The following is a 17,811-nucleotide window of genomic DNA, read 5'->3' on the forward strand; positions in this document are numbered from 1 at the left end:
TCCGAAGCGGCGGCGGAGGTCGTCCAGCGGCGCGCCGAACTGGCGGCGACAGACCGCGTCGGCGTCCGGCCGGTCGAGGGCGTACAGGAGCGCCTCAGTGATGTCGTCGATAGCGAGATGTTTCACAGGAGGTGCGTCAGTGTCCGCGTCCGCCTCTCGTTCGGCCGTCGCCGACGCTTCCGACCGACGCCCGCTGACGGGACGAAGCCGCACCGACCGGCCGCGGCGCTCGGCGCGGACGACCCCCGCCTCGACGCGCGTCTCGAAGCCGCGGGCGGCCCAGAGGTCGGCGACGACGGCCAGCCGCGCCCGTGTCGAGAGGCGTTCGAGGCGGGCGGCGACGACCGTCCGGTACCGGTCGGCTCGCTGGTCGGTGTTCATCGGGTGCTTCCCTAGACAGAGGGGACCGACGGTCATAGGCACTTCTGCGGGTCCGACGCTCACGGAGGTCTGCTTGCGCGGTCCGGCTCAGACGACCGCGTCGAGGAGCGATTCGATGACGGGCGCGACGCCGAGCACGTCGAAGACGACGAGCAGATAGTAGACGCTGACGACCAGCATGACCGCGCCGGTGACGCGGTTGATAGCGGTCGTGTGGCGGGCGAACCACCGGGTCGCCCGTCGGCTGTACCGCTCCGAGACGAGAGCGAAGACGAGGAGTGGCGCGCCGATACCGAGGCCGAACGCGAGGAACCCGAGGAGGCTCTCGGCGGCGGTGTCGAACAGCACGGGGACGCGTGCGAAGAACAGGGCGATGAAGCCGGGGTTGCAGGGGAGGACGATTGCGCCGAAGAAAAAGCCGTAGGCGAACGCCGACAGCGCCGGGTGACGTGTCTCCGGCGGCTCGATAGTGGGGAGCCGCGCGAACACCTTCGCGTCGAAGAGGAGCGCGAGGCTCACGACGAAGAGAACGACGAAGGCCGCCGGCGAGACCACCTCGACGACCGTCGTGAGCGACACTTCGAGGAGGAGCGAGAACACGACGCCGATGACGAGCATGAACGATACCGCGCCGGCGGTGACGAGGCCGCCGAGGACGGCTATCGGGAGGCTGCCGTCTCGTTCGTCGCCGTCGCCTCCGCCGTTTCTTACCCCGCCGCGTCCATCGCCGGTCGCGCCGGCCGGTGAGGACGACTCCCCGCTCACACGCGAACTCTGTCGCGCGAGGTACGCGAGGAAACCGGGGTACAGCGGGAGGGCGCAGGCGGCGGTGAGCGGGGTGCCGACGCCGAGGACGAACAGTTCGAACAGCCGCGGCGCGAGGTCGGTCAGCACTCGCCGACCCGCTCGCGGAGGAACGCGGTCGTCTTGTGGCCGTCTTTGAGCCGCGTCGCGCTCCCGTCGGGACAGAGCCTGACCATCGGAACGACCGGCGCGCTCGCCATCGACGAGCCGAACTCGGCGGTGAGGCTCCTCGTGACTGGTTCGGGCGAGACGGCGTAGCGCCAGTCGAAGCCGTGGTCCTCCGCGTGTTTCCTGACCTTCTCGGCGTCCTCGTTGGGGTCGATGTCGAGCGCGACCGTCAGCACGTCGTCGCCGACGGTCTCGTGGAACTCGATTAGCTCGCGCTGTTGGCGCAGGCAGTTCGAACACCACACCGCGAACGTCTCCAGGAGAATCGGTCGGTCGAGGAGGCCCTCGATAGTGAACGTCTCGCCGGTGCGCACGTCGGTGAGTTCGGCCGTCCGCCACGCGCCGTCGCCGTCCGACGCGCCGGCCGTCTCGTCTCCGGTCGTCGTCAGGTCACCGCCGGCATCGACACTTCCGCCGCCGCTTCCGCCGAGACATCCCGCCAGCCCGACCGTTCCCGCCACGGTGCCCGCGCCCGCGAGCCGAAGGACGTCTCTTCGCGTCGGCGTTCCTTTCATATCGTTGTAGGGTCGCTATCGAAGCTTAATTCGGCCGCGTTGGGGCGCGGGTGACGCACAACCCCAAGACCCCGCCGGGCCGCACCTCGGACAGGCCGGCCGCCGGTTTCCGGTCAGTCGCCGGCGCTCATCTTCCGGGCGTGCTGCGGGGGGAGCCGAAGTTCATCGAGGCCGGGGAGGTGTTCGATGTTGTAGACGACCTGCAGGTCGTCGGTCACCGGGAGGCTGATACACGACAGCCGGACGCCCTGTTCCAGCATCTCCTCCGAGAGGATGTGGTTCGAAGGCATCTTCACGTCGCCCTCGACGACCGCCACCGCGCAGTTCGCGCAGGCACCGCCGCGGCAGGCGAAGGGCCAACTGTGGCCCGCGTCCTCAGCCGCCTTCAGGAGGTTGGTCCGCGGCTCGACGAACACCTCGCCGTAGGCGTCGCCGTCGAGGCCGCTTTCGGCGGCCTTCTCGAAGAGGTCGTCGTCGGCGAGCGACCAGCCGCGGTCGGTGAGCACGTCGTAGTCGAGGAACTCGACTCGCGCCCCGCGTCGTTCAGCCTCGGGCTCTGGGTCGTCCCCGGAACCGGAACTCGCGCCGTCGGTCGCGTCCCCGGTCTGTCCGTTTCGGGCGGCTCCGGCGTCGTGCTGTCCATTTCGTGCTCCGTCATCGTCGGCCGGTCGGCGGCCGTCCGTCTCGACGGGTTCGAGTTCGTCGCCGGGCTCGTAGCCGGCGCGAATCGCCTCGTAGGCCGTTCGAACAGCCTGAAATTCTTCGGCCGACCCGCCGTGGTCCGGGTGGGCCGACTTCACCCGCCGACGGTACGCGTCGACGAGTTCGTCCTCGTCTGCGTCCGGGTCGATGCCGAGCGTCTCGAACGGGGAGTCCACATCGGGGCTAGTAGGAACTCGCGAGCATAAATCCACGGCCACCGGCCGTCTCGTCGTGGTTTAGTCCTCGAATCGAGTGTGTAGTCTCGAGGACCGTGCGCGGCCGTGAGCCGCGGCGGTTTTGTAGCGGGCCTCGTTTGCTTCGGGTGTGAGACGCGGGGTTCGGTTCGTCGTCGGTGCGGGACTCGGTATCGGAGCGCTCGCGGTGTACCTCTGGTACGTCGGCCCGGAAGCGGTCGGCTCGCGTGTCGCGGCCGTCGCCCCGTGGGCCGTCGGCGTCGTCTGCGCTCTGATGCTCGCCGAGGCGACCGTCGACGGTCTCGGTGTCTGGGCGTCGGTTCGGCCCCTCCGCGACGGGCTCTCGCCGCGGGCGAGCGTCCAGTTCGCGTTCGCCGGCGACTTCTTCGACGTACTCAGCCCCGCCGGCCCGGTGAGCTCGGAGCCAATCATGGCGCAGTTCTTCGGCGTCGCGACCGAGACGAGCTACAGCGAGGCCCTCGGGGTCCGCGGCGTCGCCAAGTACGTCAAATCCGCCGCACAGCTCCTCCTGTCGGTCGCCATCGTCGGCGTCCTCTTTCTCGACGCGCCGACGCCGCGGTTCGTCCTCGTGACGCTGGCCGGCGCGGTCGTCGCGCTGTTTGTCGTCGGTGCCGCGCTCATCTGGGCGCGAGACGCGCTCTCGGCGGTCGTCGTCGCTGTCTTGGCCCCGGTCGTCCGCGTTGTCTCTGGACTCACTCGCGAGACACCGGTCGGCCGTGAGGCCGTCGCCGACGCGGTCGGACGGTTCTGGGAGCGCGTCGTCCACTTCCGAGACGCGCCGGAACTCCTTGGCCTCATCGCGCTCAGCGGCGTCTTCGAGCAGCTGATCACGTCGCTCGCACTCTGGGTCGCGCTCGCCGGCACCGGCACGACGGTGGCGTTTCTCCCGATTGTCGCCGTCATCCCGCTCCCGCAGGCGGCGAGCGTCGTCCCCATTCCGGGGAGCCTCGGCGCGTACGACGTGCTTCTCGCGGGCGCGCTCAGCCTCACCACGGGCGCGCCGGCCGCGGGGGCGGCTGCGGCGGTGCTCGTCGTGCGGACGTTCGAACTCCTCGTGTCACTCGGGTGCGGTGGGGTAGCCACCGGGTTCCTGCGCGGCTTTCGGACCTGAGACGGATTCGAAAGCGCGTCCGTCGCGTCGGCGTGTGGTGAGGGACAGAAAACGAGTTAGTCGGCGGCGCGCTCGTGAATCGGGACGCTCGCCAGCCCGACCGCGTTGGACTTCGAGGAGACCGAGAGCGTCGCGTGCCAGCCCTCCTCGGCCGGCGTGACGTGCAGGGAGACGGGCTTCCACGACTCCGCCCGGCGGTAGAGATCGAGGACGACCGGTAACACCGGAAGCCGCCCCTCGCGCGCCGAGAGCGCGTAGCCTTCGAGGGTCAGCTCCGCCGACCTCGTGCTGGCGTCCGGGCCGGGGCGCCACGGTGAGCAGGTGTACGACCCGACGAGGTCGAGCCGTGCCATCTCCGCCAGCGTCGCCCCCAGCGCTCCCGCCGAGTCGGGCCGCGACGCGATGTTCGAGGCGGCGCGTTCGAGCACGTCAGCCTGCTCGGCCGACGTGAGATGGACGTGAAGCGCGGTCGCCATGCTCTCCAGCAGGCGCAGACAGAGGTCGTCCGCGCTGGACATCGTCTCCGCGAGGTCGAAGTACGCGTCCATCACCGCCGTCTCGACCGCCCGGTGGCCGGCGTCTACGAGCGCCTCGAACACCGCCGCCGCGACCCGGTGACAGAACTCGACCCGCTCGGAGCGCTCCCCGCCGTTGTCGCACTCGGGTCCGCCGTCCGCATCGGTTCCGAGGTCGAAGCCGGAGGGCGGTTCGGGGAGACCGGGCGTCGCCCCGGCGGTCGCCCAGCCGTCGGCGGTCGCGCTCGCGCCGCCGAAGCCCGGAACGTCGTCGTGTTCCGAGACGATGAGGTCGTAGTACGGGACGTTCGGGTCGTACCGCCGGAGGGCCGAGCGATACTGTCTCGCCGCGCGGGCGGCGGCCTCCCCCGTCGAACGGTCCTCGAACCGAAGCCCGTCGACCGGGACCGGCCGCTCTCCGGTCCGTCCGCAGACGAGTTCGTACGCCCCGTCGTCGCTCGCGAGCGATTCGATGTGAGTCCGAATCTGGGTGAGTGTCGTGCCGACCATGGTGTCTCTGTCTACTGGTTCGCGGGCCGTGTTTCGACGCCCGGTCCGTGCGTCGTTCGCTCGACAGATTGTTTAGGCCAACCTAAAACGTGTTGGTTCGGGCGGTCGGAAGCCCCACGAGGACCGACGGCTCTCGGATTGTACGTTCGACCCGACTCTCGCTCGCGACGACCCGTGACTCGGTCACGACGCGTCGGGTGCCTCTTCGCCCGGCCTGTAGAACGTCCGGTGGAACATCTTGTACGAGTCGGTGATGGGGACGATGGTGTAGGTGTCGACCACGTCGCTGTCCTGCAGGAGTTCGCGGACGTAGCTGTTGATACTGCTCAGAGAAGACTGCCAGACGCGAATCAGCAGGTCGTACTCGCCGATGCACTCCGCGACCTCGTAGACCAGCCCCTCGTCGAGGAGTCGCTCGATAAACGCCGTAATTTCGTCGTTCGTGGAACCCTTGTCGTACGAGATGTGGACCTCGGCGTAGGGGTAGTCGGCCGCCCGAAAGACCAATAGCGCGAAGATTTCGAGGATGCCGTCCTCCTGGAGCATCTTGCGTCGCCGCCGCGCGGCCGTCCGAGAGAGGCCGACGCGGTCGGCGAGCTCCGTGTCCGAGATTCGCCCGTCCTTGTTCAGTTCGCGGAAGATGAGATAGTCCTTCTTGTCCATCCGGTCTTCGAGAAGTTCGACAACGCGCGGGTCCTCTATCCACTCCTGCGAATCGGGCATTGCTATCTTCACGGTTATACCGCTTAGCTTCATATATATGAATGTTTCTTCAAAATCTCCGAATCGGATACATTTAGTGAACGAATCGTTCACTCATTTCGGGACGGCGAACGACCGAAATCGAAGGCCGTCGGGGGAACGCGCGTTTCGGGCCCCAAACACTTTTACTCCGCGTTCACGGAGGGTGTCGTCATGGTACGCGGAAAAATCAACCGAACGAACAAGGCCCTCGCCGATTGGGCTGACATCCTCACCGAGATCGACGAGGTTTCGGCGGAACTCGAAGATTCAGGCTGGGAGACGCTCGTTCTTCATCCCGGGGACGTATCCACCACGGACGCGGCGGCGGCCGCCGACTCCGGATTCCGTCTCCTCGTTCCGGATTCCGAACTCGAAGCGCTTGAATCGGCTGTCTCGGGGCCTGACACGGCGTTCGACCAGTTCGAAGTCTACCGCGCCCGCGACACGAACATTCGAATCTTCGTCGTCGTCGTAAAATCCGTGGAAACGAAGGAAGCGGTCCTCTACCCCGTGTTTTACGACTCCGATACCGACCACTCGTTCGTCGAAACGCTCCGAACCGAATCCGAGATTCGGACGACGGTGAGCGACTTGGGAAACACCCGTCGTTGCTCGTTCCGACACACCGAACCCGCCCTGTTTCTCCCGCAGTAACCGCTCGCGGAGTCGCCGATTCCGCCTCGGCCTCGACCGCGCTCGACGCGACGCTCCCGCGATTAACGCGCTCATTCTTGTCCACAAATCTCACGATTAGCTGTTTATATATGGCTTATTTTGAGTCAGACTGAGTTGATTCGACTTCTATATCTGGTCAAGCGGCGTATTCGTTCATATCCTCGTGTTCTCGGCCCTCTCCAAAATTATTGCAAAACTAAAATTAGATGAATCAACTTCTATTGTAGACGATATGTTCAATCACTAGGAAAGCTTTATACGAATAGGGTATCCACAACTCTCCATGCCAACCGGCAACATAGAACGCAGAAAACTGCTGAAGCTCATCGGTGCGGGAGCGACGAGCGTCGCGCTCGCAGGCTGTCAGGGGGCCCAGCAGACCGAGACCACCGACGGGAGTTCCGGGAGCGACTCGACCACGGCTGAACAAACGAGCGACGGCGGAAGCGGCGGGGCCAGCAACGACTTCCACTTCGTCGCCGGACAGGTCTTCGGGACGCTCGACCCCGCAGAGCAGGTCGACTACACGCAGGGGCTCGCGGCGCAGAACCTCTACGACGAACTCATCACGGTCGACGCCGAGACGCTCCAACCGACGGCGCACATCGCCGAGAGCTGGGACACCGAAGACGAGGGGAAGACGTGGGTGTTCACCGTCCGCGACGACGTAACGTTCTCGGACGGCACGCCGCTGACCGCCGACGACGTGGCGTACTCGCTCACCCGGATGCTGGAACTCCAGCGCGGGTACTCGTCGTTCTGGCTCGACTACCTCGACCCCTCGAACATCACCGTCCGCGACGAGCAGACGGTCGCCTTCGAGTTCAATCAGGCGTACGGCCCGGCGCTGGCGACGTTCGTCCAGTTCTACATCGTCAACAGCACCGTCGTCCAGGAGAACGAGCAGGACGGCGACCACGGCAACGCCTACCTTCAGAACAACTCCGCCGGTTCCGGCGCGTACGTCCTCGACAACTGGGAGCAGGGGAACTCCATCGAGGCGACCGCCTACGAGGACTACTGGAAGGGCTGGAGCGAGGACAGCTTCGACACGTTCCGCTCGACGGTCATCACCGAGGAGTCCACCATCAAGACGACGATGCAGCAGGGCGAAGGCGACATGACCGACCAGTACATGGGCACGCAGGCGTACGCCGAGATGGACTCGTACGCCAACGTTCGCGTCCCCGAGGTGCCGCAGCTGCAGTTGTTCCACTTCCCGCTGAACTGCCAGAAGGCACCGACCGACGACATCAACGTCCGGAAGGCCATCGCCTACGCGTTCGACTACGACAGCGCCGTCAACGACATCATCGGCGGCGGCGGCGTCGCTGCCGGGCCGGTCCCCCGTGAGATGGCGGGCCACAACGACGACCTCGTCCCGATGGAACAGGACCTCGACAAGGCCAAGGAGTTCCTCGACAAGGCGGACTACTCCGTCGACGAAATCAACGAAATCGGCCTCGAACACGTCGTCGTCGCCGGCACCGAACTCCAGCGCCAGATGGGGCTTCTCAACCAGGCCGGGCTGAACGAACTCGGCATCGACCTCGAAATCAACCCGCTGCAGTGGGCCCGCCTCACCGACCGCGCGACGAGCGCCGAGTCGACCGCCCACATGACGAACATCTTCCACACGGCGAAGATGCCGTCGCCGGACAGCCACACCTACCTGATGTACCACCCCTCCTCGTTCGGGTCGTACATCTCCCAGTCGTGGTACTCCACCGACGAAATCGCGGCCACTCTCGAAGAGGCGCGCAAGTCCACCGACCTCCAGTCGCGGCTGGAGAAGTACGAGGAGGCGCAGGCGCTCATTGTCGAGGGCATGCCGAGCGTCTACATCGCCAACCCGCCGTACCGCATCGGCATCAACGAAAACGTCGAGGGCTGGCAGTACCGCGGCGTGATGTCGTTCGACTGGGACGTCCACTCCATGACTCGCAGCGGCGAGGGCCGGGCGAAGTAGTCGCCCGACGACTTTCGACGCCCCGTTTCGGGCCGTCTTTCCAAACTCACCAATGTCATACGTAGATTACCTCGTTCGGCGCGCAATCCACTCGGTCCCCGTCATCTTCGGGCTGTCAGTGCTCATCTTCCTGATATCCCGCGTGATTCCGGGCGACCCCGTTCGGTTGGCGCTCGGACCGGAAGCAACTGACCAGCAAGTCGCGGCACTCCGGGCCGAGATGGGCCTCGACCAGCCGCTGCCGATGCAGTACGCCGACTGGCTGTTCGGCGTCGTGCAGGGCGACTGGGGAATGTCGCTTCGGACGAACAACAACGTCTTTTCGGACATCGTCGCCCGCCTGCCCGCGACGCTCGAACTGACCGTCGTCACGCTGTTTTTCGCCGTGTTACTGGCGATTCCGTTCGGCGTCGTCGCCGGGACCAACAAGGACCGCTGGCAGGACCACCTCTCGCGCATCACCGCCCTGTTCGGCGTGTCGATGCCGCGGTTTTGGGTCGCTATCGTCCTCCAAATCGTCTTCGTCGTCAGCCTCGGGCTGTTGCCCCTCTCGGGGCGGCTCAGCGACGGCGTCGCTCCCCCACCGGCGGTCACGCGCCTGTATCTGGTCGACAGCCTCATCGCCGGCCAGTTCGGGACGTTCCTCGACGCGGCCACGCACCTCCTGTTGCCGACCGTCGCGCTCGGTCTCGCCACGCTGGCGCAGGTGATGCGGCTCATCCGCTCGGACATGATCGACGAGCAGCGCAAGGACTACGTCCTCGCCGCGCGGGCCTACGGCCTCCCGAACACCCTCATCGAATACAAGTACATGCTGCAAAACGCCTTTACGAGTTCACTCACGGTGGTCGGTCTCGCCTTCGGCTTCCTCCTCGGGAACGCGTTCCTCGTGGAAATCGTCTTCGCGTGGCCGGGGATGGCGCGCTACGGCGTCCAAGCAATCCTCTATCAGGACTTCAACGCCATCGTCGGCGTCACCATCGTGGTCGGTATCGGCTTCGTGACCGCTAACTTCGTGGTCGACCTGTTGTACGGCTACCTCGACCCGCGGGTGCGGCTGGAGGAGGGATAGTCGTGTCCACGAAGACCTCCATCCCGTTTCTCGACACCGAGAGCGCCGCCCGGAAAGAGCGGATTCGACAGCTCAAACGCGGCTTTCGGACCTTCGCGGGCAACAAGCTCTCGCTCGTCGGACTGGCGATGATTCTGACGCTCGTCGTCGCGGCGCTCCTCGCGCCGTACCTCGCGCCGTTCCCCGAACACGCCGGCGCGGGCGTCTACTTCGACCAGGCGAGCGAGCCGCCGAGCGCGACGCACCTGATGGGCACCGACACGACCGGCCGCGACATCTTCAGCCGCGTCCTGTTCGGGGCGCGGCTGTCGCTTCTGATGAGCGGCATCGTCCTCTCTATCGCCATCTCAATCGGCGTGACGCTCGGGCTCATCGCGGGCTACCTCGGCGGGACGACGAACACCGTCATCATGCGGGTGACGGACATCTTCCTCGCCATCCCGCCCACGCTCCTCGCCATGGCAGTGGTCGCCGCGACCGGCGCGTCGCTGTTCAACGTCATGGTCGCCATCGCCTTCTCGTGGTGGTCGTGGTACGCCCGCCTCGTGCAGGGCGAGGTGCTCTCGATAAAGGAAGACGAGTTCATCGAGTCGAGCCGTGCGCTCGGGTCGGGGTGGGTGCGGACGACGTTCAGGGAGATTCTCCCGAACGTCGTCAGCCCCATCACGGTCAAGGCGACCCTCGACATGGGCTTCGTGATCCTCGTCGGCGCGGGCCTGTCGTTCCTCGGCCTCGGCGCGCAACCGCCGACGCCGACGTGGGGTGCGATGATCGCGCAGGGCCGCAACTACGTCACGAGCTTCTGGTGGATTGCCGTGTTCCCCGGGCTGGCGATCTCGTTCGCCGTCCTCGGGTTCAACTTCATCGGCGACGGCCTGCGCGACGTGCTCGACGTGGAGGTGGACTGAGATGGCCGACCCCATCTTAGAGGTGAAGAACCTCCACGTCCACTTCGAGACCCACGACGGGACGGCCGAAGTGATAAACGGCATCGACTTCGCCATCGACCGCGGCGAGACCGCGGCGCTCGTCGGCGAGACGGGCTGTGGCAAGAGCGTCACCGTGAAGTCCATCATGGGACTGCTCCCCTCGGCGACCATCCCCGAGGGCGAGATTCGCTACAAGGGCGAGGACGTGCTCTCGCTCTCCGACGCCGAGCGCCACTCGCGGCGCGGCAAGGAGATGAGCATGATAATGCAGGACCCGATGACGAGTCTCAACCCCGTCCTGACGGTCGGCGAGCAGATGATGGACGTGCTGAAGTGGCAGGGGCGACCGCGCCTGTCGCTGTCGAAGCTCGTCCGCGACGCGCTGTCTACCGGCGCGAAAGCCGAACACCGGAAGCGGGCCATCGAGATGCTCGGCGAGGTGGAAATCTCGGCCCCCGAGCGCGTCTTCGAGAGCTACCCGGTCGAACTCTCCGGGGGGATGCGCCAGCGCGTCCTCATCGCCATCGCGCTCCTGTCGGAGCCGGACCTGCTCATCGCCGACGAACCGGGGACCGCCCTCGACGTGACGACTGAGGCGAAGGTGCTCGACCTCCTCGACGAACTCGTCGAAGAGCGCGACACGAGCGTCCTCTACATCACCCACGACCTCGGCGTCGCCCGCGAGGTCAGCGACCGCATCAACGTGATGTACGCGGGCGAAATCGTCGAGCAAGCGCCGACCGCCGACCTGTTTGCGAACCCGCAGCACCCCTACACCCGCGGGCTGCTGGAGAGCATCCCGACGCTCTCGACCGGCATCGGCGACGGCATCGAGGGGCACCTGCCCGACTACACGAACCCGCCGGCCGGCTGTCGGTTCGCCGACCGCTGTCCGCACGCGGAACCGGACTGCCACGAGGCGTACCCGTACCCGCGGCAGACTGGCCCTGACCACGCGACCGCGTGTCACCTGTTCGACGGGCTCCCCGCCCGCGAGCGTCACGAGTCGCTCGCCGCGGAACGGGTCGATATCGGAACCGCGCCGTGGCTGTCTGCTGGTGGCGACACCCATAGCGGCGACGCACCCGGCGACATCTCCGCCGACGGGGGGACGGACCAATGAACGACTCAGCGTACACGACCGAATCGACGGCGGCGGCACAGCGCGACCGGGACCTCGACGACCCGATGGTCACGGTCGAGAACCTCAAGAAACACTTCCCGCTGTTCGAGGGCATCTTCCAGAAGAAGGCGGGCGAGGTCCGCGCCGTAGACGGCGTAAGCTTCTCCATCGCGGAGGGCGAGACGTTCGGCCTCGTCGGCGAGTCGGGGTCCGGCAAGACGACGACCGGCCGGTCGATGCTCCGCCTGACGGAGCCGACGAGCGGGCGGGTCGAAATCGACGGCCAGAACGTCGTCGACCTCTCCGACGGCGAGCTCAAGCGGTTCCGCCGGAACATGCAAATCGTCCACCAGGACCCGGCATCGAGCCTCAATCCGCGGCACCGCGTCAAGTCGATTATCGAGGCCCCCCTGAAGATTCACGACTACGGCGACTCCGAGGCCCGACTCGAACGGGTCGAGGAACTGTTGGACATGGTGGACCTTCCGCGGGAGTTCATGTACCGCTACCCCGGTCAGCTCTCGGGCGGCCAGAAACAGCGCGTCGGCATCGCCCGCGCCGTGGCGCTCAATCCGAAGTTCGTCGTCCTCGACGAGCCGACGAGCGCGCTCGACGTGAGCGTGCAGGCCCGCATCATCAACATCCTCGAGGAGATACAGGATGAGTTCGGCATCACCTACCTGTTCATCACGCACGACCTCTCGCTCCTGAAGAACGTCGCCGACCGAATCGGCGTCATGTACCTCGGGCGGCTCGTGGAGGTCGGCGACGTGGACTCGGTGTTCGGGTCGCCGCAACACCCCTACAGCCGGGCGCTCCTCTCCGCCATCTCGACCATCAGCGAGGAGGACGAACTGGCGAAACCCGACCGAATCACGCTCGACGGCGAGGTGCCGGACCCGAGAGAAAAGCCCAGCGGCTGTGCCTTCCGGTCGCGGTGTGCCCACGAGTTCGACGCCTGTGCGGTCGAGGAACCCGAACTGTACGACCGCGGGCCGGACCAGGTCTCGCGGTGTTTCCTCCACGACGACCGGTTCGAGGAGGGCGCGGAGTGGGAATGACCGCAGAGCGCACAGACCGTCTCGCCGCCCTCCGGCGGGCGCGGCAGAACCGCCCGTGGACTGACGAACTCCTCCTGTCGTGCGCGTCGGACCCGGCGGCGTTCAAGGCCGCCCAGCCGGCGTGTTCGGCCTGCGACCGGCCGTGCCGCGACGGCGAGGTCTGCGCCACGGCGGTGGCGAAGTCCGACGGGCTGTTCGAATCGATGGGTCGCGACCAGACGTATCACCTGCTCGCGGCGGGCATGAAGCGACTCCGGGCGCGGGGGACCGCGACGCTTCGCAACGCCGACAGACAGCGGCCGAACGCCTTCCTCAGCGTAGCGGCCGACGACGCAGACACCCCCGAGGCACCCCAATGACGACAGACGACATGCGGACACAGACAGACGGCGCAGAGCACGCGCCGACAGACGACGCACAGAGCCCGCAACCGGACGACACAGGACCCGCCCCGACCGACGGCGAGCGGGCGATAACGGCCGAATGGGTCGAAGACGTCGCGGTCGGCGGCGCGGTCCTCGGCGGCGGGGGCGGCGGCTCGCTTTCGAAGGGCATCGAGTTCGGCGAACTCGCCGTGGAGTACGGCCGGCCGACAATCGTCTCGGTCGCCGACCTCGACCCGACGGACGTGGTGGTGACCGTCAGCGGCGTGGGCGCGCCCGCCGCGACCGAGAGCCACGTCGACCCCGCGGACTACGTGCGCGCGGTGGAACTACTGGTGGACAGACTCGCAGCCGACGGGACGACCGTCGGCGCGCTGATGACGAACGAGATGGGCGGGTTCGCCACGGTAAACGGTCTGCTCCAGTCCGCCGTGACCGGCCTCCCGCTCGTCGATGCGGCCTGCAACGGGCGGGCGCACCCGACCGGGCCGATGGGCTCTATCGGGCTGTCGCAGGACGCGAACTCGATGCAGGCGGCGGTCGGCGGCGTGCCCGGGACCGCCAGCCGACTGGAGACGGTCGTCGAGGCGGAACTCGGCACGGCGGCGTCGCTCGTCCGGTACGCGGCCGAAGACGCCGGCGGCCTCGTCGCCGTCGCTCGCAACCCGGTCTCGGCGCGCTACGCCGAGGCGAACGCGGCGCTCGACACGTACGACCAGGCTGAAGCGGTCGGCCGTGCGGTCAGACTCGCGGACGGCGGCCGCGACGCCGCGGAACGCGTCGCCGAGGTCCTCGGTGGCGAGGTCTCGCTCGTCGGTCCCGTCGAGTCGTTCGCGCTCGAAACGACCGGCGGCTTCGACGTGGGTGAGGTCGAAATCGAGGGGCGCGAACTCACCTTCTGGAACGAGTACATGACGCTCGAACTCGACGGCGAGCGCCTCGCGACGTTCCCGGACCTCATCACGACGCTCGACGCCGAGACGGGGATGCCCGTTTCGACGGCGGAACTCGCGGAGGGCCGGTCGGTGGCGGTCGTCGTCGCGCCCGCGGCGAACCTCTCTCTGGGCGCGGGGATGGCCGACCCGGCGCTCTTCGACCCGGTGGAACAGGCGGTCGGAAAAGTGGTCAAATCACACGTATTCAACTAACGAAACTCATGTTCGACAAGATTCAGCAAGCCTACGACATCCTCAGCCGTCCCGACGCGGACGGCGAACTGGTACGCGACGCACTCGAAACGTACGGTCTCGACACGGAAGTGACGACCATCTCGACCGACGAGGGGTCGACCGACTTCGTCAAGACGGTCGTCCCCGGAGCCGACCCGGACGCGCCGACGCTCGGCGTCATCGGTCGCCTCGGCGGGGTCGCCGCGCGACCGGCCGAACTCGGCCCGGTCTCAGACGCCGACGGGGCCATCGTCGCCCTCGCGGTCGCGCTCCACCTCGGCGAGATGCGCACCCGCGGCGACGTGCTCGCCGGCGACGTTCGCATCGCCACGCACGTCTGTCCCGACGCGCCGACCTCCCCGCACGACCCGGTGCCCTTCATGGGCAGTCCGGTCGATACGAGCACCATGAACGAACACGAGGTGGACGAGGAGATGGACGCCGTCGTCTCCGTCGACGCCACGAAAGGCAACCGCGTCCACTGCGAGCGCGGCTTCGCCATCACGCCGACCGTCAAGGAGGGGTGGGTGCTGAAGGTGAGCGACAGCCTCCTCGACATCCAAGAGCGGGCGACTGGCCGCCCCCCGAGCACGCTCACGCTCACGATGCAGGATATCACCCCCTACGGCAACGACGTCCACCACATCAACAGCATCCTCCAGCCGGCGACGGCGACTGACGCGCCCGTCGTGGGCGTGGCGACGACGAGCGTCTCGCCCGTCCCCGGCTGTGGGACCGGCGCGAACTACCTCACCGACCTGCTCGACGCGACCGGGTTCGTCGTCGAGACGGCCAAGGACTTCACCCGCGGCCGCGCGTCGTTCTACGACGAGGCCGAGTACGACCGCCTCACGTCGCTGTACGGTTCGATGGGCCGCCTCCAGACCCTCGGCGAGGGCGTCTGAGATGTCCACGCTCGGACTGGTGACCATCGGGCAGGCACCCCGGACCGACGTGACGCCCGACATCGCGGCGGCCCTCCCGCCGGAGGTGGACATCATCGAGGTCGGCGCGCTCGACCAGTTCGACTCGGCGGCCGAGGTCGAAGCTGCGGTCGGCCCGCGAGAGGGAAAGGCGGTGTACGTCTCCAGACTCGCAGACGGGACGCCCGTCACCGTCGACCGCGAGTCGGTCGTCGAACTCCTCGGAGAGCGCATCCGCGACCTCGAATCTGAGGTCACGGCAATCGGCGTCCTCTGTACGGGTCACTTCCCGCCGTTCGACGCCACCGTGCCCGTCTTCGAGCCGAGCGACCTGCTTTCGGCGTGGGTCTCGACCATCCTCGACGGGGGGACCCTCGGCGTCATCATGCCCAAGGAGGAACAGGAGGCCATGACGTTCGAGAAGTGGGCCGACTACGACCTCGTCACCGCCGCGGGGTCGCCGTACGCCGAGGAAGACGAGGTGTCGGCCGCGGCGGCCGAAATCGGCACCGACGCCGACCTCATCGTGATGGACTGCATGGGCTACACGCCCGAGATGAAGGCGACCGTCCGCGAGATTACGGACACGAGCGTCCTGCTCGGGCGGTCGGTGCTGGCGAAGACGGCCGAGGAGGTGCTCTGACGTGGCTGACTACCGCGAGGTGGCGACGCGACTCCTCGCCGAGAACATGAACGCCGCCCCCGGAGAGACGCTCCTCGTCGTGACCGACACCGACACGAACCACATCGGGCGGGCGTTGTTCGAGGCCGGGGTCGAACTCGGCTTGGAGTCCGGCCTGTTCGAGATTCCGCCGATGGAGCGAAACGGGATGGAGCCGCCCGACTCGGTCGCCCGCGCCATGGCGTCGGCCGATATCGTGGTCTGTCCGACCAGCGCGTCGCTGACGCACACGCGGGCCCGGGAGGCCGCGACGGAGGCCGGCGCTCGCGTCGCCACGATGCCCGGCATCACGGACCAGATGTTCGGCGAGGGCGCGATTACGGCCGACTACGAGGAGGTCGAGCGCCTGACGGCGGCGCTCACGGAGAAGCTCACCGCGGCCGACGAGGCCCGCATCGAGGTCGGCGACCGCGTCGGCGACGATGTCGCTTTCGGGCCGCGATGGCATCCCGAGCGACGGCATCATCGCCGAACCCGGCGACTCCGGCAACCTCCCGTCCGGCGAAAGTTACATCGCGCCGGTCGAGGGGACGGCAACCGGCACGCTCGTCTTCGACGGCGGCCTCGCGGGCGTCGGCGTCCTCGACGACCCGCTGACGGTCGAACTCGACGAGGGGCGCATCGCGTCCGTCGAGGGCGCGGCCGCCGACGAGTTCCTCGACGCGACGAGCGGCGACGACTGCGCCCGGCGGGTGTGCGAACTTGGTCTCGGGACGAACCCGGCGGCGAGCATCATCGGGACCGTCCTCGAAGACGAGAAGGTGTACGGGACCTGCCACGTCGCCTTCGGCGACAACCTCGGCTTCGGCGGGATCATCGACTGCGACTCGCACCTCGACGGCGTCATCCTCGAACCGACGGTTTCGCTCGACGGCGAGGTCGTCGTCGCCGACGGCGAGGTGCTCGTGTGAGCGACCGGACACCCGCAACCGGTGGTCGCGAGGGCACGGACCACACGGGCCACGCTGACCGCACGGACCGCCCCGCGCTCGATGCGGCGGCCGCTGAAGTCCCCGACCTCGCCCCGTGGCTGGCACGTCGCGCCACGGTCCGCCAGTTCGACACCGACGCCGAGATTCCCGACGACGAGGTCCGCGCGATGGTCGACGCCGGACGGAAGGCCCCGACAAGCGGGACGGCCCAGATGTACAGTTTCGTCTGGATACGCGACTCCGACCGCCGCGAGCGAATTCACGAACTGTGTAGCCGCGGCACCGTGCAGGTCGAGGAGGCGAGCCACTTCCTCCTCGTCTGCATCGATATCCGTCGGATTCGACTGCTGTTGGAACACCGCGACCGCGAGTTCCGCATGACGCCCGCGATGGGGCTGTTGGAGGGGTCGATTGACGCCTCGCTGGCCGCGATGGGCGTGATGCTGGCCGCCGAGAGCCGCGGCTACGGTGTCTGCCCCATCGGCAACATCCTGAACAACCTCACCGAGGTCGCCGCGACGGCCGACCTTCCCGCGGGCGTCCTGCCGATTTTCGGACTCTGTCTCGGCGTCCCTCGTCACGGCGAGGCGACAGAAAATGCCCCCCGGGTTCCACTCGACACGGTGCTCCACGAGGGCGGCTACCGCGACGCCACCGAGGCGCAACTCGACGCCTGCTATGACGCGATGAACGAGATGTACGGCGACAGCGTCTACGGCGACGACCGCCGCGAGTGGCAGGAGACGCTCGAACGCTACTGGGGGCCGAACGGCTTCATGAACCGCCGCGAGGGCGAACTGCTCGACGCGCTCCGCCAGCAGGGGTTCTTCGAGGCTCGCGGCATCGACGAACCGTCGGACGCGGACGCAGACGCGGACGGCGGCTCTGACGCCGAGCGAAACGCCGGGGGGACCGCCTGATGGTCGACCTCGGCGTCCTCCGCGTGCTCACAGTCGACGACCCTGAGGCGGTCGCCCACCACGGACGACTCATCGAGCGACACTACCCGCACGTCTCGACGGTGTCACGGTGCATCCCCGACCACCCCGACGGGATTCCGAACGCGGCCGCTGAGACCGACGCCCCCCCGTACATCGAGGCGCTCGGCCGCGAGATGGCGACCGAGGTCGACGCGCTCTGCGTCAGTTGCGCGCTCGACCCCGGCGTGGAACTGCTCGGCGAGGCGCTCGACATCCCGGTCGTCGGCGCGGGCGCGAGCGTGGCCGCC

19 protein-coding genes and 2 pseudogenes are annotated in these 17,811 nt (G+C 67.5%); 14 read left to right on the forward strand and 7 right to left on the reverse strand.

Annotated features, from left to right (window positions below; translation table 11 throughout):
• The 4 genes and pseudogenes from NKF06_RS14465 to fer form a co-directional block, all read right to left on the reverse strand.
• Positions 1–417 (reverse strand): annotated as a pseudogene (locus NKF06_RS14465) (hypothetical protein); the annotation flags it as partial.
• A gap of 51 nt (positions 418–468) precedes the next feature.
• Positions 469–1,275: a cytochrome c biogenesis protein CcdA gene (locus tag NKF06_RS14470; protein WP_253245795.1), complete on the reverse strand. Its 807-nt coding sequence runs from the start codon at positions 1,273–1,275 to the stop codon at positions 469–471.
• Entirely contained in the window at positions 1,269–1,868 is a 600-nt protein-coding gene (locus NKF06_RS14475) for a TlpA family protein disulfide reductase (RefSeq protein WP_253245796.1), read from the reverse strand. The genes NKF06_RS14470 and NKF06_RS14475 overlap by 7 nt, the downstream gene beginning before the upstream one ends.
• Before the next feature lie 113 nt (positions 1,869–1,981).
• Positions 1,982–2,746 (reverse strand): ferredoxin Fer, encoded by a 765-nt coding sequence (fer, locus tag NKF06_RS14480; protein ID WP_253245797.1) that lies wholly within the window; start codon positions 2,744–2,746, stop codon positions 1,982–1,984.
• 148 nt (positions 2,747–2,894) lie between these two features.
• On the opposite strand from fer, the gene NKF06_RS14485 reads away from it, so the two are divergent.
• Positions 2,895–3,896 (forward strand): lysylphosphatidylglycerol synthase domain-containing protein, encoded by a 1,002-nt coding sequence (locus tag NKF06_RS14485; protein WP_058828408.1) that lies wholly within the window; start codon positions 2,895–2,897, stop codon positions 3,894–3,896.
• Positions 3,897–3,952: 56 nt separating this feature from the next.
• On the opposite strand, the gene NKF06_RS14490 is transcribed toward NKF06_RS14485, so the two are convergent.
• Positions 3,953–4,921, reverse strand: coding sequence for a hypothetical protein (locus tag NKF06_RS14490; RefSeq protein ID WP_253245798.1), 969 nt, complete (start codon positions 4,919–4,921; stop codon positions 3,953–3,955).
• A 183-nt stretch (positions 4,922–5,104) separates the two neighbouring features.
• Complete coding sequence (locus NKF06_RS14495) at positions 5,105–5,644, reverse strand: Lrp/AsnC family transcriptional regulator (RefSeq protein ID WP_058828410.1); 540 nt, start codon at positions 5,642–5,644, stop codon at positions 5,105–5,107.
• Positions 5,645–5,836: 192 nt separating this feature from the next.
• On the opposite strand from NKF06_RS14495, the gene NKF06_RS14500 reads away from it, so the two are divergent.
• The 10 genes from NKF06_RS14500 to NKF06_RS14545 all read left to right on the forward strand — a co-directional run bounded on the left by NKF06_RS14500 (position 5,837) and on the right by NKF06_RS14545 (position 15,612).
• Positions 5,837–6,319: a hypothetical protein gene (locus NKF06_RS14500; protein ID WP_058828411.1), complete on the forward strand. Its 483-nt coding sequence runs from the start codon at positions 5,837–5,839 to the stop codon at positions 6,317–6,319.
• A 304-nt stretch (positions 6,320–6,623) separates the two neighbouring features.
• Positions 6,624–8,309 (forward strand): ABC transporter substrate-binding protein, encoded by a 1,686-nt coding sequence (locus NKF06_RS14505; RefSeq protein WP_058828412.1) that lies wholly within the window; start codon positions 6,624–6,626, stop codon positions 8,307–8,309.
• Positions 8,310–8,361: 52 nt separating this feature from the next.
• Positions 8,362–9,381: an ABC transporter permease gene (locus tag NKF06_RS14510; protein WP_058566214.1), complete on the forward strand. Its 1,020-nt coding sequence runs from the start codon at positions 8,362–8,364 to the stop codon at positions 9,379–9,381.
• A gap of 2 nt (positions 9,382–9,383) precedes the next feature.
• A complete protein-coding gene (locus NKF06_RS14515) occupies positions 9,384–10,289 on the forward strand; it encodes an ABC transporter permease (RefSeq protein ID WP_058828414.1) in 906 nt (301 codons plus the stop codon).
• A gap of 1 nt (position 10,290) precedes the next feature.
• Positions 10,291–11,433 carry an ABC transporter ATP-binding protein gene (locus NKF06_RS14520; RefSeq protein WP_058828415.1) on the forward strand — a complete coding sequence of 381 codons (1,143 nt, stop codon included), beginning with the start codon at positions 10,291–10,293 and terminating at the stop codon, positions 11,431–11,433.
• On the forward strand, positions 11,430–12,494 hold the full coding sequence (locus NKF06_RS14525) for an ABC transporter ATP-binding protein (protein WP_058828416.1): 1,065 nt from the start codon (positions 11,430–11,432) through the stop codon (positions 12,492–12,494). Before NKF06_RS14520 ends, NKF06_RS14525 begins: the two co-directional genes overlap by 4 nt.
• Positions 12,491–12,853 carry a hypothetical protein gene (locus NKF06_RS14530; protein ID WP_253245800.1) on the forward strand — a complete coding sequence of 121 codons (363 nt, stop codon included), beginning with the start codon at positions 12,491–12,493 and terminating at the stop codon, positions 12,851–12,853. Before NKF06_RS14525 ends, NKF06_RS14530 begins: the two co-directional genes overlap by 4 nt.
• Complete coding sequence (locus tag NKF06_RS14535) at positions 12,850–14,025, forward strand: DUF917 family protein (protein ID WP_253245801.1); 1,176 nt, start codon at positions 12,850–12,852, stop codon at positions 14,023–14,025. The genes NKF06_RS14530 and NKF06_RS14535 overlap by 4 nt, the downstream gene beginning before the upstream one ends.
• Before the next feature lie 8 nt (positions 14,026–14,033).
• A complete protein-coding gene (locus tag NKF06_RS14540; protein WP_058828419.1) occupies positions 14,034–14,951 on the forward strand; it encodes a DUF1177 domain-containing protein in 918 nt (305 codons plus the stop codon).
• Position 14,952: 1 nt separating this feature from the next.
• On the forward strand, positions 14,953–15,612 hold the full coding sequence (locus tag NKF06_RS14545; RefSeq protein WP_058828420.1) for an AroM family protein: 660 nt from the start codon (positions 14,953–14,955) through the stop codon (positions 15,610–15,612).
• A gap of 9 nt (positions 15,613–15,621) precedes the next feature.
• Here the strand turns inward: NKF06_RS14545 and NKF06_RS14550 are convergent, their stop codons facing one another.
• Entirely contained in the window at positions 15,622–15,939 is a 318-nt protein-coding gene (locus NKF06_RS14550) for a hypothetical protein (RefSeq protein WP_253245802.1), read from the reverse strand.
• A gap of 134 nt (positions 15,940–16,073) precedes the next feature.
• On the opposite strand from NKF06_RS14550, the gene NKF06_RS14555 reads away from it, so the two are divergent.
• The 3 genes and pseudogenes from NKF06_RS14555 to NKF06_RS14565 all read left to right on the forward strand — a co-directional run.
• Positions 16,074–16,562 (forward strand): aminopeptidase, encoded by a 489-nt coding sequence (locus NKF06_RS14555; protein WP_253245803.1) that lies wholly within the window; start codon positions 16,074–16,076, stop codon positions 16,560–16,562.
• Positions 16,559–17,503, forward strand: a complete 945-nt coding sequence (locus tag NKF06_RS14560) for a nitroreductase family protein (RefSeq protein WP_253245804.1) — start codon at positions 16,559–16,561, stop codon at positions 17,501–17,503. The genes NKF06_RS14555 and NKF06_RS14560 overlap by 4 nt, the downstream gene beginning before the upstream one ends.
• Positions 17,503–17,811: pseudogene (locus NKF06_RS14565) on the forward strand (hydantoin racemase); the annotation flags it as partial. The gene NKF06_RS14560 and the pseudogene NKF06_RS14565, both read left to right, overlap by 1 nt.

Source organism: Haloferax sp. AB510 (assembly GCF_024136985.1).
Taxonomy (GTDB): domain Archaea; phylum Halobacteriota; class Halobacteria; order Halobacteriales; family Haloferacaceae; genus Haloferax.

Bases quoted from the DNA above. Each gene is read 5' to 3' on its own strand.
- NKF06_RS14540 (WP_058828419.1), top strand. From the start codon at position 14,034: ATGTTCGACAAGATTCAGCAAGCCTACGACATCCTCAGCCGTCCCGAC.
- NKF06_RS14520 (WP_058828415.1), top strand. From the start codon at position 10,291: ATGGCCGACCCCATCTTAGAGGTGAAGAACCTCCACGTCCACTTCGAG.
- NKF06_RS14535 (WP_253245801.1), top strand. From the start codon at position 12,850: ATGACGACAGACGACATGCGGACACAGACAGACGGCGCAGAGCACGCG.
- NKF06_RS14510 (WP_058566214.1), top strand. From the start codon at position 8,362: ATGTCATACGTAGATTACCTCGTTCGGCGCGCAATCCACTCGGTCCCC.
- NKF06_RS14545 (WP_058828420.1), top strand. From the start codon at position 14,953: ATGTCCACGCTCGGACTGGTGACCATCGGGCAGGCACCCCGGACCGAC.
- NKF06_RS14530 (WP_253245800.1), top strand. From the start codon at position 12,491: ATGACCGCAGAGCGCACAGACCGTCTCGCCGCCCTCCGGCGGGCGCGG.
- NKF06_RS14500 (WP_058828411.1), top strand. From the start codon at position 5,837: ATGGTACGCGGAAAAATCAACCGAACGAACAAGGCCCTCGCCGATTGG.
- NKF06_RS14505 (WP_058828412.1), top strand. From the start codon at position 6,624: ATGCCAACCGGCAACATAGAACGCAGAAAACTGCTGAAGCTCATCGGT.
- NKF06_RS14475 (WP_253245796.1), bottom strand. From the start codon at position 1,868: ATGAAAGGAACGCCGACGCGAAGAGACGTCCTTCGGCTCGCGGGCGCG.
- NKF06_RS14525 (WP_058828416.1), top strand. From the start codon at position 11,430: ATGAACGACTCAGCGTACACGACCGAATCGACGGCGGCGGCACAGCGC.
- NKF06_RS14495 (WP_058828410.1), bottom strand. From the start codon at position 5,644: ATGCCCGATTCGCAGGAGTGGATAGAGGACCCGCGCGTTGTCGAACTT.
- NKF06_RS14550 (WP_253245802.1), bottom strand. From the start codon at position 15,939: ATGCCGGGCATCGTGGCGACGCGAGCGCCGGCCTCCGTCGCGGCCTCC.
- NKF06_RS14490 (WP_253245798.1), bottom strand. From the start codon at position 4,921: ATGGTCGGCACGACACTCACCCAGATTCGGACTCACATCGAATCGCTC.
- NKF06_RS14555 (WP_253245803.1), top strand. From the start codon at position 16,074: ATGTCGCTTTCGGGCCGCGATGGCATCCCGAGCGACGGCATCATCGCC.